The 14,050-nt window shown below is 45.0% G+C and carries 14 protein-coding genes and 1 other annotated feature; of the genes, 10 read left to right on the top strand and 4 right to left on the bottom strand.

The window, feature by feature from the left end; translation table 11 throughout:
* The first annotated feature begins 108 nt into the window (after positions 1-108).
* From QVE09_RS04720 to tyrS, 7 genes are all read left to right on the top strand, one after another.
* Positions 109-690, top strand: coding sequence for a TetR/AcrR family transcriptional regulator (locus QVE09_RS04720; protein ID WP_315935884.1), 582 nt, complete (start codon positions 109-111; stop codon positions 688-690).
* A gap of 53 nt (positions 691-743) precedes the next feature.
* Positions 744-1,043: a Dabb family protein gene (locus QVE09_RS04715; RefSeq protein ID WP_315935883.1), complete on the top strand. Its 300-nt coding sequence runs from the start codon at positions 744-746 to the stop codon at positions 1,041-1,043.
* A gap of 45 nt (positions 1,044-1,088) precedes the next feature.
* Positions 1,089-1,868, top strand: a complete 780-nt coding sequence (locus QVE09_RS04710) for an NRDE family protein (RefSeq protein WP_315935882.1) — start codon at positions 1,089-1,091, stop codon at positions 1,866-1,868.
* 323 nt (positions 1,869-2,191) lie between these two features.
* Entirely contained in the window at positions 2,192-3,508 is a 1,317-nt protein-coding gene (locus tag QVE09_RS04705; RefSeq protein ID WP_315935881.1) for a nucleobase:cation symporter-2 family protein, read from the top strand.
* Between the two features lie 317 nt (positions 3,509-3,825).
* Positions 3,826-5,295, top strand: a complete 1,470-nt coding sequence (locus QVE09_RS04700) for a protein adenylyltransferase SelO (RefSeq protein WP_315935880.1) — start codon at positions 3,826-3,828, stop codon at positions 5,293-5,295.
* A gap of 92 nt (positions 5,296-5,387) precedes the next feature.
* Positions 5,388-6,131 (top strand): DMP19 family protein, encoded by a 744-nt coding sequence (locus QVE09_RS04695; RefSeq protein WP_315935879.1) that lies wholly within the window; start codon positions 5,388-5,390, stop codon positions 6,129-6,131.
* A 99-nt stretch (positions 6,132-6,230) separates the two neighbouring features.
* Positions 6,231-6,459 (top strand) — a binding site (T-box leader).
* Between the two features lie 116 nt (positions 6,460-6,575).
* On the top strand, positions 6,576-7,838 hold the full coding sequence (tyrS, locus tag QVE09_RS04690) for a tyrosine--tRNA ligase (protein WP_091011938.1): 1,263 nt from the start codon (positions 6,576-6,578) through the stop codon (positions 7,836-7,838).
* A gap of 159 nt (positions 7,839-7,997) precedes the next feature.
* Here tyrS and QVE09_RS04685 read toward each other — a convergent pair whose 3' ends face one another.
* From QVE09_RS04685 to QVE09_RS04670, 4 genes are all read right to left on the bottom strand, one after another.
* The gene (locus QVE09_RS04685) at positions 7,998-8,276 is read right to left on the bottom strand and encodes a YxcD family protein (RefSeq protein WP_017687903.1); all 279 of its coding nucleotides are present in this window, start codon (positions 8,274-8,276) and stop codon (positions 7,998-8,000) included.
* Between the two features lie 5 nt (positions 8,277-8,281).
* Positions 8,282-8,779: a hypothetical protein gene (locus QVE09_RS04680; protein ID WP_315935878.1), complete on the bottom strand. Its 498-nt coding sequence runs from the start codon at positions 8,777-8,779 to the stop codon at positions 8,282-8,284.
* 98 nt (positions 8,780-8,877) lie between these two features.
* Complete coding sequence (locus QVE09_RS04675; protein WP_253437997.1) at positions 8,878-9,444, bottom strand: PadR family transcriptional regulator; 567 nt, start codon at positions 9,442-9,444, stop codon at positions 8,878-8,880.
* Positions 9,445-9,616: 172 nt separating this feature from the next.
* A complete protein-coding gene (locus QVE09_RS04670) occupies positions 9,617-10,192 on the bottom strand; it encodes a beta-class carbonic anhydrase (RefSeq protein ID WP_315935877.1) in 576 nt (191 codons plus the stop codon).
* Positions 10,193-10,541: 349 nt separating this feature from the next.
* On the opposite strand from QVE09_RS04670, the gene QVE09_RS04665 reads away from it, so the two are divergent.
* The 3 genes from QVE09_RS04665 to QVE09_RS04655 all read left to right on the top strand — a co-directional run bounded on the left by QVE09_RS04665 (position 10,542) and on the right by QVE09_RS04655 (position 14,044).
* Positions 10,542-12,056 (top strand): carboxypeptidase M32, encoded by a 1,515-nt coding sequence (locus QVE09_RS04665; protein WP_315935876.1) that lies wholly within the window; start codon positions 10,542-10,544, stop codon positions 12,054-12,056.
* A gap of 159 nt (positions 12,057-12,215) precedes the next feature.
* Complete coding sequence (locus QVE09_RS04660) at positions 12,216-13,220, top strand: ABC transporter substrate-binding protein (protein WP_315935875.1); 1,005 nt, start codon at positions 12,216-12,218, stop codon at positions 13,218-13,220.
* 29 nt (positions 13,221-13,249) lie between these two features.
* A complete protein-coding gene (locus QVE09_RS04655; protein ID WP_315935874.1) occupies positions 13,250-14,044 on the top strand; it encodes an ABC transporter ATP-binding protein in 795 nt (264 codons plus the stop codon).
* Positions 14,045-14,050: the final 6 nt, after the last annotated feature.

Genomic DNA, 14,050 nt, shown 5'->3' with positions numbered 1-14,050 from the left:
GATTATTGTATGGTGTCTTTGCACTTACTTTCACTTGTTGAACAAATAACACTTATCTATAATGAAGGAGTCTAACCAAATATTTTGTGTACAAAGGAGGATTGGGACATGTCTGGTGTATTGTCTCCAAACTCGAATGATCCGCGTGTAATCCGCACGCGTCAATTAATTCTTGATGCGTTTTTAAACCAATTGAATCTTAAAAATTTCAACAGCATTACGATTCAAAACATCACGGAACAAGCCACAATTAACAGGGCTACATTCTACGCCCATTTTCAGGATAAATATGCACTGCTTGAAGCCTTGTTATCGGATGCTTTTATGGAATATGTAACGAAAAGGGTGGACCCGGATGCCCGGTTATCAGCCGGAACCATACAGCAGCTTATATTTTCATTATGTGATTATCACGTCTCAAGTAATGGATGCATCAAAAAATATGAGACGGTTGCACCAATTATTGAAGAGAACATCAAGACTCAACTGGAGCAATTCCTTCTTGAATTAATGAGCAAAGTAGCGGGGGATGTAGATCCTAAAACGCTGAAAATTACTGCAACCATGCTAAGCTGGTCGATCTATGGAATGACATATCGATGGAATATTGAAGGTGGGCAGGAATCCCCGGTTGAATTAGCCAACAGAGTAGTCCCCTATATGATGGGCGGATTGGAATTGTTGAATTAACTTCATTTAACGAAATTACATTTACTATTAATGGACATAGGAGGAGTAACAAGATGTTTGAACATTTGGTTGTTTTTAAATTTAACGATAAAACCACGCTAGCCAAACAGAAGGAATTGGTGGATCAATTGCTCGCGTTACAGAAACAAATCCCGGGGATTGTCACGCTGACCGCAGGGATCAATGCAACGGAAGAAACGGACCGTATTCAAGGTTATACCATTGGATTGAGAGTGACGTTTGAAGATCAGGAGGCATTGCGTGCCTATGGTCCACATCCTGCTCATCAAGCATTTGTAGCTTCCCTGCATGGTTGGGTGGAAGATGTAATTGTAGTTGATTATGCTACTTAAAGGCGCGAAATCAGAGGTTTACGAATATAGGAGTTGAAGATTCCCATGTGTTTAATTTTATTTGCTTACAACATGCATCCAAAATATCCGCTTATATTGGGATCAAATAGGGATGAATTCTATCACAGACCTACGGCTCAAGCACACTATTGGGAAGATCATCCTCAAATATTGGCAGGACGAGACTTGTCGAAAATGGGAACCTGGATGGGCGTAACCACAGAGGGGCGTCTGGCTGCTGTCACGAATTATCGTGATCCCAATGAAGATGTACATGCCAAGGGCTCAAGAGGAGATCTGGTTGCTGATTTTTTAAAGGGAACGTCCACACCCAAGCAATATATGCAACATGCGGAGAGAAGTCGCAATGATTATCCGGGCTACAATTTGTTAGTGGGTGACCCTGACGACCTCTATTATTATTCTAATGTGGGTAATGTTGTGATGAAATTGAAACCGGGAATATACGGGATTAGTAATCACTTGATTAATACAGATTGGCCCAAGGTGAAACGTGGGAAAGAAGGGCTGGAGAAAATCATCCACGGGGAGGACGAATCTACCCTGACAGAACAAATATTAGGTTTGCTGCAAATGGCAGATCCTTCAGTGGATGAACTTTTGCCTCATACAGGCGTTCCATTGGAGTGGGAACGATTGCTTTCTCCCATATTTGTTAAAAGTGAGAAATTCGACTATGGAACCAGAGCTTCATCCGTTGTTCTGATGAATAGAGAAAAAGTGTTTTTTACGGAAATGGTTCACCAGAACGGAGAGGTCATGGAGCAGCGTTTTAACATTAAGCCTCTCAACTGGACAAGCTGAGAATATGCAACAAGTGATAGTCAGACATTATGCATTAACATGAATCACTGAATCACTGAAGTTAAATCCCACGTGCATGTTTCTTTTCTTCGGAGTGTCAAAGAGTTTTTTCAAATCTTTTGTGTCAACTAATATGACGCGATATAAACGGTTTGAGAGTACCTTTTGTACAACACGCCCAATTTAAGTTAGGCTTTTTATCTCTTATCACAATTCTATGTTATGAATCATGGAACTCCCCTGATTAGTTTATATAATGTGAATCAACATAACATGATTTTGCAGCGGTTTGGTTGATTCTAATTTCAGGGGGGCAACGTGGGATGAAAGAAACCAAAAAGATGAGAGTTTTTTCACTGGGGATTCAGCACGTACTCGCGATGTATGCGGGAGCAATTCTGGTGCCTTTGCTTGTGGGCAGAGCACTAAATCTGACTGCAGAGCAGTTGGCGTATCTAGTATCCATTGACCTGTTAACGTGTGGGATTGCAACATGGCTTCAGGCTCGGAAAGGAAAGTACTTGGGTATTGGTTTACCAGCGGTGCTCGGAAGTTCTTTTGTAGCGGTGACACCCATGATTGCGATTGGATCGCAATACGGAATTCCCGCCATTTATGGGTCGATCATCGCAGCCGGGTTATTTATCGTCATCTTTGCCGTATTTTTCAGCAAAATCGTCAAATTATTTCCGCCAGTTGTGATCGGTACAGTGGTAACCATCATCGGTCTTGCGTTAATCCCAACCGGCATTAAAAACATGGCGGGTGGAGCAAACAGCGAGAATTTTGGAAGTTTGGATAATTTGGCGCTTTCATTTGGTGTATTACTTTTTATTCTAATCCTGAATCGATATGCTCGCGGGTTTGTTAAATCCCTGGCTGTTCTCCTTGGTATTATCGTGGGGACCCTCATCGCAGCCATCATGGGAAAAGTGAATTTTGCCTCTGTACAGGAATCCTCCTGGTTCCATTTGCCCCAACCCTTCTACTTTGGATGGCCTACCTTTGAAATCGGCCCAATCATTACAATGATTATTGTAGGTACGGTGGTTATCATCGAATCAACAGGTGTATTTATGGCTTTGAGCAAAATCTGTGATCAACCGATCAACGAAAACGATCTGGCACGGGGATATCGTGCAGAAGGTCTCGCGTTTGTCCTGGGCGGCATATTTAATGCTTTTCCATACAATACATTTGCACAGAATGTTGGTTTGGTTCAGCTCTCCAAAGTGAAAACGACCAATGTTGTTGTTGCAGCCGGAGGTATTCTGGTCTTTCTGGGACTCATTCCGAAGGTAGCTGCTTTTGCAACCATTATTCCAAGTGCTGTCCTCGGAGGTGCGACTGTTGTCCTGTTTGGAATGGTCGTCTCATCTGGGATCAAAATGCTGCAAAACGTCGACTTTGGCAAACAATCCAATCTATTGATCGTGGCTTGCTCCGTTTCTCTTGGGCTCGGTGTTACTGCTGTACCCGATCTTTTTGCCCAGCTTCCTCAAAGTATTCGGATTATTGTTAGCGATGGTATTATCACGGGAAGCCTGTCAGCTATCCTGCTTAATGTGTTCTTTAACCTCGCTTTGAAAAAAGAGAGCTTGCCAGTACAGCCTGTACAGGCTCAGGAAGCACATACGTAATCTTTGTAATAACAGACGTGTCATCTGGTAGTAAGTAAGCGGAATAGATCCAAGATGGTTTTCTGGGAAGTGGGATGATAGGGGATGACTCCACTTGGCAAAGAAACCTCTTGGATTTTTTTGTGCTTACGATTCATGAGGAATGCAAAAGGAATGCAAATATGCTAAAGTTTCATCAAGAACATTTTAGATGTTCGTTTAAGTCAACAACCTCTTGAATTGAATTTCCATGCGACTACATAAATGAGCATTGGTTCACAAGGCTAAAATAAAATCAGGGGATATCCCTTGGGTACAGAAAAGGAGTTGTGATCACCATGCAACAAGAAACGTTGAACAAAGGCTGGAACTTGGAGAATAGTTATGCGCAGTTACCGCAACCCTTTTTTACAAGTCAGGGCGCGGTGCCTGTTGAATCACCAAAGCTGATCATTTTCAATAGACTGCTTGCATCCAGCTTGGGACTTGATTTGGAGTCTCTTGACAGTGATGAAGGAGCGCAAATTTTTGCAGGTAACCTGATTCCGGAAGGAGCCGAGCCTCTGGCTCAGGCCTATGCAGGACATCAATTCGGCAATTTTAACATGCTTGGTGATGGACGGGCTTTGCTGCTGGGTGAACAGATTACGCCACAGGGCGAGCGAGTGGATATCCAGCTGAAAGGTTCAGGGAGAACACCCTACTCTCGTGGAGGAGATGGACGTGCTGCTGTAGGGCCCATGTTGCGAGAATATATTATTAGTGAAGCGATGTATTCACTAGGTATTCCAACGACACGCAGTCTGGCGGTGGTGTCTACAGGAGAAAATATTATTCGCGAAACAGAGCGGCCTGGGGCTATCTTGACCCGTGTGGCTTCCAGTCACATCCGGGTAGCAACCTTTCAGTACGCAGCCAGATGGGGGTCTATTGAAGATCTTCGGGCGTTGGCTGATTACACGTTGCATCGACATTTTCCTGATGTTGCTCAAACTGAGAATCGCTATCTTTTGCTCCTTCAGGAAGTGATTAAACGGCAGGCGGCTCTCATTGCCCAGTGGCAGCGTGTTGGTTTCATTCATGGCGTGATGAACACGGATAACATGGCGATCAGTGGTGAGACCATCGATTATGGTCCGTGCGCCTTTATGGATGTTTACAATCCTTCAACCGTATTCAGCTCCATTGACAGGCAAGGTCGCTATGCTTATGGTAATCAACCATATATTGCCGGGTGGAATTTGGCTCGCTTTGCCGAGACGCTTCTGCCGTTGTTGCATGAAGATGAAGAACAGGCCGTGCAACTCGCTCAGGATGCTATCGCACAATTTTCTGAATTGTACCATCATCATTGGCTCAAGGGAATGCGTGCCAAACTGGGCTTGTTGGATGAAGAGGCCGAAGATGAAGCCCTGATCAAGGAGCTTCTTGAACTCATGGAGAAGCATAGTGCAGATTACACCAATACGTTCCTGGCTTTGACCTTTGATACATTGGAAGGAACAGCTTTGTTTGGCACGACAGAATTTGCTGAATGGCATGAGTGGTGGCAAGCAAGATTGGACAGACAGCAAGGGGAGAAGGAAGTCTCTCAGGAGTTGATGAAAACAAGCAATCCAGCCGTCATTCCCCGCAATCATCGGGTTGAGGAAGCCCTTGAGCGAGCGGAGAACCACGGAGACCTTAGCGTGATGCAGAAACTTTTGGCAGTTCTTTCAGATCCGTTCGCGCATTCACCTGAACAGGCTGAATATGCTGAACTGCCTGCACAGTGCAATACTTCGTACCAGACTTTTTGTGGAACCTGATTGAACAGTATGGAATGAAGAGGCTGCCTTGGGCAGCTTTTTTATTTTTTCATTCTGTCATTGATGTTAGTACATCTTTCCCTAGGGAACAGATGCAGAACTATGTTAACCGCTTGTTTGAGAGCTTTAAATGGGACGGGGTCCCCTATGTAGAGAATGGAGAAGATGCGTATATCGTTCGAATCTACGAACGTGGTCTCTTCTCGTTAGAGAAACGGGTGAAACAGCCGGATGAAGTCATCTATTGGCTGCTGGAGGATATTATTTTCACCGCGACGCATGTAGGGTTGTTAGAACGACATGGCGTGGATAATAAAGATACGCATTGGAACTATACAAATGAAGTGATGAAGGACCTGAACATAAAGAAAAGTGAGGTGTGTTACGTGAGCGAGCAAGATATTAATAATGTATGGTATGACTATGCTGTGTTATTTGTCGAAAAAAAGAATAAATCTGAACAGGGCTGGGCTTCGTTGACTTTGAACGAGCAGGACATTGCTGCTTTATGGCTGTTAGAGGCGGATGTCTTTAATGGCGGTTTTATTCAGTTTTTCTGCAACTGGGGGGAAGGGGTGTACCGTTACGCGTTGCGGGCATTACATATCATTGGTGCGACTAAAGTCGTGGAGATTATAACGTCAGCATGCGGCTGCATTGAGCATCTGAAAGAGGATGAGAGGCTTACTGAACTGTGGGATATTCCTAAATTCCTGACAAAGGAACAAGAGCAGAAGTTAGATGCGCTAGATCAGCAGTTTTGGAACAATGAGGATCAGATTGCGGAGAAAGCCTATGGTTATTATCACGGAAAATTGAACATGATGATTATATAATCTGGTTTCAACTATGCATCCGTTGTTCTGTTCAAAGATTGCATACTTGGTCTTGCAATGACTGAAACGTTCGGCTATACTTGCTATAAATTGAATACATGAATCACGTTGATAGAGCGCAGTAGCGGCTTTGTCCCTGTTACAGAAAGTCAGGGGTTGATGGAACCTGATACATACAAGGGCTGCGAATTACACTCTGGAGTACTTGGGTAATGCCAAGCGGATGGGCAAACGATATATTGCCAAAAGTGGTATGGATAACGTGTTAAGGTCACGTGTTGTCCATGCAATTTGGGTGGTACCACGGTTAATGATAATCGTCCCTGTGTCTAATGAAGACAAGGAGGCGATTTTTTTGTGTCCAAAAAAGCCGTTCCAGCGTGTGATTTCGTAATTTGACGTAGATCATGACTGAATACTGAGGATAGAAAAGGGGTTATACAAATGAATATCATTGATGAACTACAGTGGCGTGACGCCATTAACCAGCAGACGGATGCAGAGGGATTACGTGAATTGACCGAAACGAAATCAGTCTCATTGTACTGCGGCGTTGACCCTACGGGGGATAGCATGCATATCGGACATCTCATTCCATTCATGATGCTGAAACGTTTTCAACTGGCAGGACATCGTCCAGTCATTTTGATTGGTGGAGCTACAGGCACGATTGGTGATCCAAGTGGTCGTCAGGCAGAGCGTTCTTTGCAAACGATGGAGCAAGTGCAGGAGAATGTGGATGCACTGACCGCGCAGATGAAGAAGTTGTTTGTAACAGATGGTGATAATCAGGTTCGCATGGTCAACAACTATGATTGGACGCACAAAATCAATGTCATTGAATTCTTGCGTGACTACGGCAAAAACTTTAATCTCAACACAATGTTGGCTAAGGATGTAGTTGCGAGCAGACTGGAAGGCGGAATCTCGTTCACCGAGTTTTCTTACCAGATCCTTCAATCACTCGACTATCTGCACCTGTTCCAGAACGAAGATGTACAGCTTCAAATCGGCGGTTCGGATCAATGGGGGAATATCACGAGTGGTCTTGATCTGATTCGCAAAAAAGAAGGATCTGAAGCGAAGGCGTACGGTCTGACCATTCCGCTCATGCTCAAATCCGACGGAACCAAATTCGGTAAAACAGCTGGCGGCGCAATATGGCTTGATCCGAACAAAACGACACCATTTGAATTTTACCAGTTCTGGGCGAATACAGATGACCGTGATGTGATCAAATACTTGAAATACTTTACCTTCCTGAGCAAAGAAGAAATTGAAGCTTTGGCTGAAAAGGTAGAGACAGAGCCGCACAGACGTGAAGCACAGAAAGCACTCGCGGAAGAAATGACAAAATTCGTTCACGGCGAAGAAATGCTCGAACAGGCTAAGCGTATTACAGCGGCGCTGTTCAGTGGTGATATCCGTTCCCTGACGGCGGATGAAATCGAGCAGGGCTTCAAGGAAATGCCAACGTTTGAAACAGACGGCGAAGCCAAAAATATCGTGGACTGGCTCGTAGATCTGGGTCTGGAGCCATCTAAGCGCCAGGCGCGTGAGGATGTCACCAAAGGTGCAATTTCCATGAATGGTGAGAAAATCACGGAGCTTGAATTCACGGTGTCAGCAGAGCATGCTATTGGCGGTAAATTCATCATTATCCGTAAAGGTAAAAAGAATTACAGCCTGGTTAAACTTCAGTCGTAGTTTCCACGACGAAATATAACGTAACACAGACACGTCTAGAGACTACAATATAGACACTAATCAAGCCACAAATACAGAAACAAAAAGACCGTCTTCCATCTCTGTCAGGCGACAGAGCGGAGACGGTCTTTTGTATAACAGGTCATTGCTTGACCTGTTTTATTGATTAACAATCGCTGTGATCTCTTCATCCAGATCAAGTCGTACATTCTCACGGTACGCCCGGATGTTGTATTCACTGTGCAGGTAACGAAGAATCGCTTCAATCATATTGGACTCCACCAGATATTGACTACGGCCTTGAATCCAAACTTCAGCGGAATAACCTGTATCTTCTTCCCAACTCAGTTCTACGTTCACATCGGTTGGACGTACACCCTTACGTTCTGCCATATGAATACAGATTGCATTCACAATTTCATCCATGCTCAGAACCATAGAGATTAGTACCGTCCGTTTCTGTTACGGTCATCATCACGATCATTGCGGCGGTCATAACGGCCATCCGCTGCAGGTTTACGACGATTGGAGATGGCTCTGAAGAGTGCCATAGCCAGCATAACAATCAACATGATAGCTGCAACGTTAACGAGCAATCCAAGGATGTTACCCAGGGCGCCCATGCCACCGAACAATCCGCCGAACATCATACCAGCAAGACCACCAAGCATCATGCCTTTCATGAATCCGCCGCCACCGCCGAAGAATCCGCCACGGTTCGTTGTAGCTGCTCCATTGCTGGAGTTGTTATTCGTATTCGATTTGCTTACATTGCTGTCGGATTTCTTAGGTGTATTGCTATAACTTTTTGTACCGGATTTGAATCCGCCACCACGTCTTGCATCTGCAGAATCCGGATTCGTTACTCCCACTGTTGCGAACAATAATGTAAAGGCCATAAATACCATCATTAGATTTTTAACTCCGAATTTTTTCTTCATTGTAAAGATCGTAACCCCCCGATTAATTTGTTTGAATCGCCCAAAAATGGGCCTTACTCATGTAATACGGTCAACTTGCAGGAACGTTTCAAATTTTATTAAATTTCTGAAACGCTTGGACTTGGGTCTTGAATTGCAGCTTGGCCATCAAGCAATTGGGTAACCCAATGACACCATTCCAGGCCTGTTTGTGCGTGCATTAACCCTTTTTGTACCAGGATGTAGCTTCCAAAATCTCGGTTGCCTACACGAAGATTATCCAGAGGTATACGTGATTTCAGATCCTCGAAATAACGTATGCGTTCCATAAACCAGCTTTTACGCTCATTCAGAATGCGTCTCATGCTTCCGTCTTCCGCTATGCCAACGCACAAAATACGCAAATTAAATTCATCGCGTGTAACCGGTGCGGTAACAGGAGTAATCATCCATTCCAAGAGTTTCTCAATGCCTTTTTCCGTAACTGCGTACATTTTCTTGTCCGGTTTGTCAGACTGTTGTACCCAGCGTGAGGCCAATAACTCATCGTTTTCCATCTTGGACAGGAGTGGGTAGATCTGGCTGTGTTTCGCCTGCCAATGAGGCTGGATTTTCAGCATCAGATCATAGCCCGATGACTCCTCGCGGGTAAGCAGCCCGAGCAATCCGTAGGAAAGTATGTTCATGCACATGTCTCCTTAATATTAGGGCTAGGTCAGAGAAAACAAACGATTTTAATTTCTTTGACCGCTTTCATAAAAGTGTACACTGAAACTGTATGGTTTGACAACCTGACAGAACAACTGCCTTAATTTAGACAAAAAAAGTGCGAACCATAAGGTCCGCACTCCAAACCATTTAGAGAGATGCCTGTTGTCCATACCCCTGAGCGACAAGATCAAGCTCACCTGTGGCAGAATCGATAACCATGCCGTGGACGGGTACATTGGGAGGAAGTAAAGGATGCTTCTTGATCACTTCCACAGTATGTTTTACCCCTTCTTCGACGCTGTCAAACCCACGCAACCACTTTTGCAAACGGATGCCAGAGTTCTCCAAGGTTGTCATGACTTCTTCAGATACGCCACGCTCAACCATATGTCCAATCATGGTTTCTGCGTGAAGGGAAGCCATACCACATTCTGTATGCCCGACAACCAGGACTTCATCTGCACCCAGTTCATAGATGGCGACAAGTACACTACGCATTACACTCCCGAAAGGCTGAGAGATAATTGCGCCTGCATTTTTGATGATTTTCACATCACCGTTTTTCAGGTTCATGGCCTTGGGCAGCAATTCCACCAGACGTGTATCCATACAAGTGATGATAACCATCTTTTTGGTTGGAAACTTGCCAGCCGTATACTTTTCGTATTCTTTGGTCTCGACAAATGATTTGTTGTAAGCCAAAATCTCTTGAATGTTGTTCATGTCTATTGCCTCCTGTTATCCAATACGACGAGCACGGCCACTTGCATATGATGCAGCTTGTCCTACGCGCCTTTGCTTTGATAGTATTTCACGGTCAGCAGATGGCATTACTCCAACCTTTTAGAGGTTGTTCAAAAAGTCCACTTTTGATTACAAATCATGCTTGAGGGCATCATCAGCATCGAAGTTGAACGCCATTTCTCTCTTCGCGGTAATGAAAACCAGACTTTTTGAACACGTATCTTTAGGAGAACAATGCAATTTTCATCTGTTAAAAGTTGATTATACGCAATGCAAAAAGTATCATCAATAGGGTATAACATTTTTTTTGAAGAGGTGAACGATAACAATGGATAAACAAACACAGGAACATTTGGAATCCTTCCGTAATCTGGCTCGTAAAATTAAGAGCTATCATGAAGCCATTGGTTTGCTTCACTGGGATCTGCGCACAGGTGCGCCGAAAAAAGGCGTTCCGACTCGTTCGGAGACGCTGGGTATGTTGTCCACCGAAGCATTCAAGCTGCAAACCTCGACCGACATGAAGACTTACCTGGATGCATTAACGACTCCAGCGGTATTGGAACAGCTCGAAGATATAGATCGTCGTCAGGTTGAAGATTGCAAGAAAGAATATGATCGCAGTCAATCCGTACCACCGGAAAAAGTACAAGCTTATACCGTGCTAACAGCCAAGTCGGAAACGGCATGGGAAGATGCCAAGCATAACAGTGATTTTGCAGGGTTTTCACCTTATCTGACAGATATCGTTAAGCTCAAACAGGAGTTTATTGATTATTGGGGTGTAAAGGATACGCGTTATGATACGCTGCTTGATATGTATGAACCGGATCTGACGGTTGAGAAAGTGGACGCTGTGTTCGCCCGCCTCAAAGCACGTTTGGTACCTTTGCAAGAGAAGATTAATGCTTCAGAAAACAAGCCTAATACAGAGTTTCTGAATCAGTTGTTTGACACCGAACAGCAGGAAAAGTTCAGTCTGTTCATCTTGGAACAAATGGGCTATGACTTTGAAGCTGGACGATTGGACGAGAGTGTTCATCCTTTTGCAACGGGCCTTAACCCGGGTGATGTGCGGATCACAACACATTATCTGCAAGATGATGTAGCAAGCGCAGTCTTCAGTTCACTGCACGAGGGCGGACATGCCCTGTACGAGCAAAATATTGATGACGGTCTGGCGGGTACACTGCTTGCCGAAGGAACGTCCATGGGGATTCATGAGTCCCAGTCCCGTCTTTGGGAAAACATGATTGGTCGCAGTCTGCCATTCTGGACACGTTATTACAAAGATTTGCAGCAACATTTCCCGCAACTGAGCGAGGTTGAACTGGAAGATTTCTATCGTGCAATCAACCGGGTGGAGAGTTCACTCATTCGGATTGAAGCGGATGAACTGACCTATAACCTGCATATTATTATCCGATATGAGATTGAGAAAATGTTATTCAACGATGGTCTGGAAGTGAAAGACCTGCCAGAGACCTGGAATGCAAAATACAAGGAATACCTCGGTATTATGCCAACGAATGATGGAGACGGCGTTCTTCAGGATGTTCACTGGTCTGGTGGTGACTTTGGTTACTTTGCTTCGTATTCTCTGGGTAATATGTATGCAGCTCAAATTCTACATACATTGCGCAAGGAAATGCCGGAGTTTGATACCCTTATTGCCGAAGGTAATCTGGTTCCAATTAAGGAATGGCTTACAGACAAGATCTATCGGTATGGCAAAAGTCGCACACCTTCTGAATTGATTGTTGCCGTAACGGGTGAAGAATTGAACCCGGATTATCTTGCCGATTATCTGGAAGCCAAGTACGCTGAGATTTACAAGTTGTAGGTATCCCATAAATAACATATTGAAAAGCATTTCGAAGAGCTAGAGAGTCGGGCATCATTGCCCGGCTCTTTTTTGCATTTAAGTTCTTAACCTTTTGTTGGGCATCGGCATATCCATAATAGAGAGAAACTGCTGAAACCAGTGAAGGAGGGAAACAACATGAAATACACGCCATGGTTCGTCCGGGGCATCGTTATTCTGCTGATTATCATTGTGGCGCTCACCAGCTGTAATAAGGAAGAGAATGAAGCCAAAATTACGATTGGCGAAGTGACTCGTTCGGTATTTTACGCACCGGAGTATGTGGCTGTGGCTCAAGGTTTTTTTGAAGAGCAGGGACTTGAGGTGGATATTCAAACGACTGCTGGTGGTGACAAAACGATGGCGGCATTACTCGCAGGTTCGGTGGATATCGCACTGGTAGGAGCGGAGACGTCCATATACGTCTATCAGCAGGGAGCGGAAGATCCGGTCATTAACTTTGCCCAACTCACCCAGACGGATGGTACATTTCTGTTCGCTCGTAACACAGAAGGTAGCTTCGATTGGGAACAACTGAGGGATTCCACATTTCTCGGTCAACGCAAAGGCGGCATGCCGCAAATGGCAGGGGAGTTCGCACTGAACAAACATGGCATTGATCCTCAAAGTGATCTGGAGCTGATTCAAAATGTGGACTTTGCCAACATTGCGTCTGCTTTCGCCTCAGGCACGGGGGATTATGTTCAACTGTTTGAACCCCAGGCATCCATCTTTGAACAAGAAGGTCGGGGCAAGGTTGTTGCATCTTTTGGAACAGAAAGTGGTCGTCTGCCTTACACCGTCTTCATGACGAAACAGAGTTATCTTAACGACAATAAGGATATCGTCGAGAAGTTTACGAATGGTCTGCAAAAAGCGCAGTCATGGGTAGATTCCCACAGCGCTGAAGAGATTGCTGAAGTCATTTCTCCTTTTTTCAAAGACATCGATCCAACCATTTTGGTAAGCAGTGTGAACCGTTATAAGGAACAGGGCAGCTATGCAACGGACCCGATCATTGATGAGGAAGAGTGGAATAATCTGCTCGATGTCATGAGTGCCGCCGGAGAATTGAAAGAACGCGTGAATTTGAATGCAATTGTGGATAATGCCTATGCGGAAGAAGCTACGATATCGAAGTAATGGGGTATTCAGGAAAGGAAGTGAGCAGAATGCCTGAATCCGAAAGTGTGATCCGACTGGAGGGGATCTCTCAAGTATACGTCAGCGAGCGGGAAGCTTCATTGGTGATTGAAGACTTGAGTCTGGAGATCCAAAAAGGAGAGTTCGTCAGTCTGGTTGGACCGAGTGGATGCGGTAAAACGACATTGTTGTCGATCATCGCCGGGCTGCTCACACCCACCCGAGGAGAGGTTAAGGTTAAAGGCAAACCCGCTCTCGGCCCTTCAGCACAGATTGGTTATATGCTTCAACAGGACTATCTGTTTCCATGGCGGACCATTTTGGATAATGCATTGATCGGTCTTGAACTGACAGGCAGACTGGATGAACGGAGCCGTGAGCGTGTAAGGGAACTGCTTGTAAGTATGGGTTTGGCCGGAACGGAGAATCAGTACCCATCAGAGCTTTCAGGAGGCATGAGACAGCGAGTGGCTCTGGTGCGCACGTTGGCAACCGACCCGGGAATTTTATTGTTGGATGAACCGTTCTCAGCACTCGATTATCAAACCAAGCTGCAACTGGAGGATTTGGTCTCGGACACGTTGAAACAGTTTGGCAAAACATCTGTTCTCGTCACCCATGATTTGTCTGAAGCCCTTGCGGTCAGTGACCGCGTCATTGTGCTTGATCGCAATCCCGGCCGCATCCGTCGTGAATTCATCATCCCCGATGGAATTCGGAAGGCACAGCCATTCCATGCCAGGGAGCAAGAAGGATTCAATGCGTTGTTTCAGGCGTTGTGGAGTGAACTGGATCAGTCCGGGGGAGGTGAGGAAGACGCGTGAATCCAA

The sequence above is a fragment of the Paenibacillus sp. ClWae2A genome, from assembly GCF_032452295.1.
Taxonomy (GTDB): domain Bacteria; phylum Bacillota; class Bacilli; order Paenibacillales; family Paenibacillaceae; genus Paenibacillus.
This window is presented reverse-complemented; position numbering and strand designations above follow the sequence as displayed.

What these genes read in the sequence shown, in the direction of transcription:
- QVE09_RS04675 (WP_253437997.1), bottom strand. Translation starts at nt 9,444, where the DNA reads ATGAACATACTTTCCTACGGATTGCTCGGGCTGCTTACCCGCGAGGAG.
- QVE09_RS04670 (WP_315935877.1), bottom strand. Translation starts at nt 10,192, where the DNA reads ATGAACAACATTCAAGAGATTTTGGCTTACAACAAATCATTTGTCGAG.
- QVE09_RS04660 (WP_315935875.1), top strand. Translation starts at nt 12,216, where the DNA reads ATGAAATACACGCCATGGTTCGTCCGGGGCATCGTTATTCTGCTGATT.
- QVE09_RS04695 (WP_315935879.1), top strand. Translation starts at nt 5,388, where the DNA reads ATGCAGAACTATGTTAACCGCTTGTTTGAGAGCTTTAAATGGGACGGG.
- QVE09_RS04655 (WP_315935874.1), top strand. Translation starts at nt 13,250, where the DNA reads ATGCCTGAATCCGAAAGTGTGATCCGACTGGAGGGGATCTCTCAAGTA.
- QVE09_RS04720 (WP_315935884.1), top strand. Translation starts at nt 109, where the DNA reads ATGTCTGGTGTATTGTCTCCAAACTCGAATGATCCGCGTGTAATCCGC.
- QVE09_RS04685 (WP_017687903.1), bottom strand. Translation starts at nt 8,276, where the DNA reads ATGGTTCTGAGCATGGATGAAATTGTGAATGCAATCTGTATTCATATG.
- tyrS (WP_091011938.1), top strand. Translation starts at nt 6,576, where the DNA reads ATGAATATCATTGATGAACTACAGTGGCGTGACGCCATTAACCAGCAG.
- QVE09_RS04665 (WP_315935876.1), top strand. Translation starts at nt 10,542, where the DNA reads ATGGATAAACAAACACAGGAACATTTGGAATCCTTCCGTAATCTGGCT.
- QVE09_RS04700 (WP_315935880.1), top strand. Translation starts at nt 3,826, where the DNA reads ATGCAACAAGAAACGTTGAACAAAGGCTGGAACTTGGAGAATAGTTAT.
- QVE09_RS04705 (WP_315935881.1), top strand. Translation starts at nt 2,192, where the DNA reads ATGAAAGAAACCAAAAAGATGAGAGTTTTTTCACTGGGGATTCAGCAC.
- QVE09_RS04710 (WP_315935882.1), top strand. Translation starts at nt 1,089, where the DNA reads ATGTGTTTAATTTTATTTGCTTACAACATGCATCCAAAATATCCGCTT.
- QVE09_RS04680 (WP_315935878.1), bottom strand. Translation starts at nt 8,779, where the DNA reads ATGAAGAAAAAATTCGGAGTTAAAAATCTAATGATGGTATTTATGGCC.
- QVE09_RS04715 (WP_315935883.1), top strand. Translation starts at nt 744, where the DNA reads ATGTTTGAACATTTGGTTGTTTTTAAATTTAACGATAAAACCACGCTA.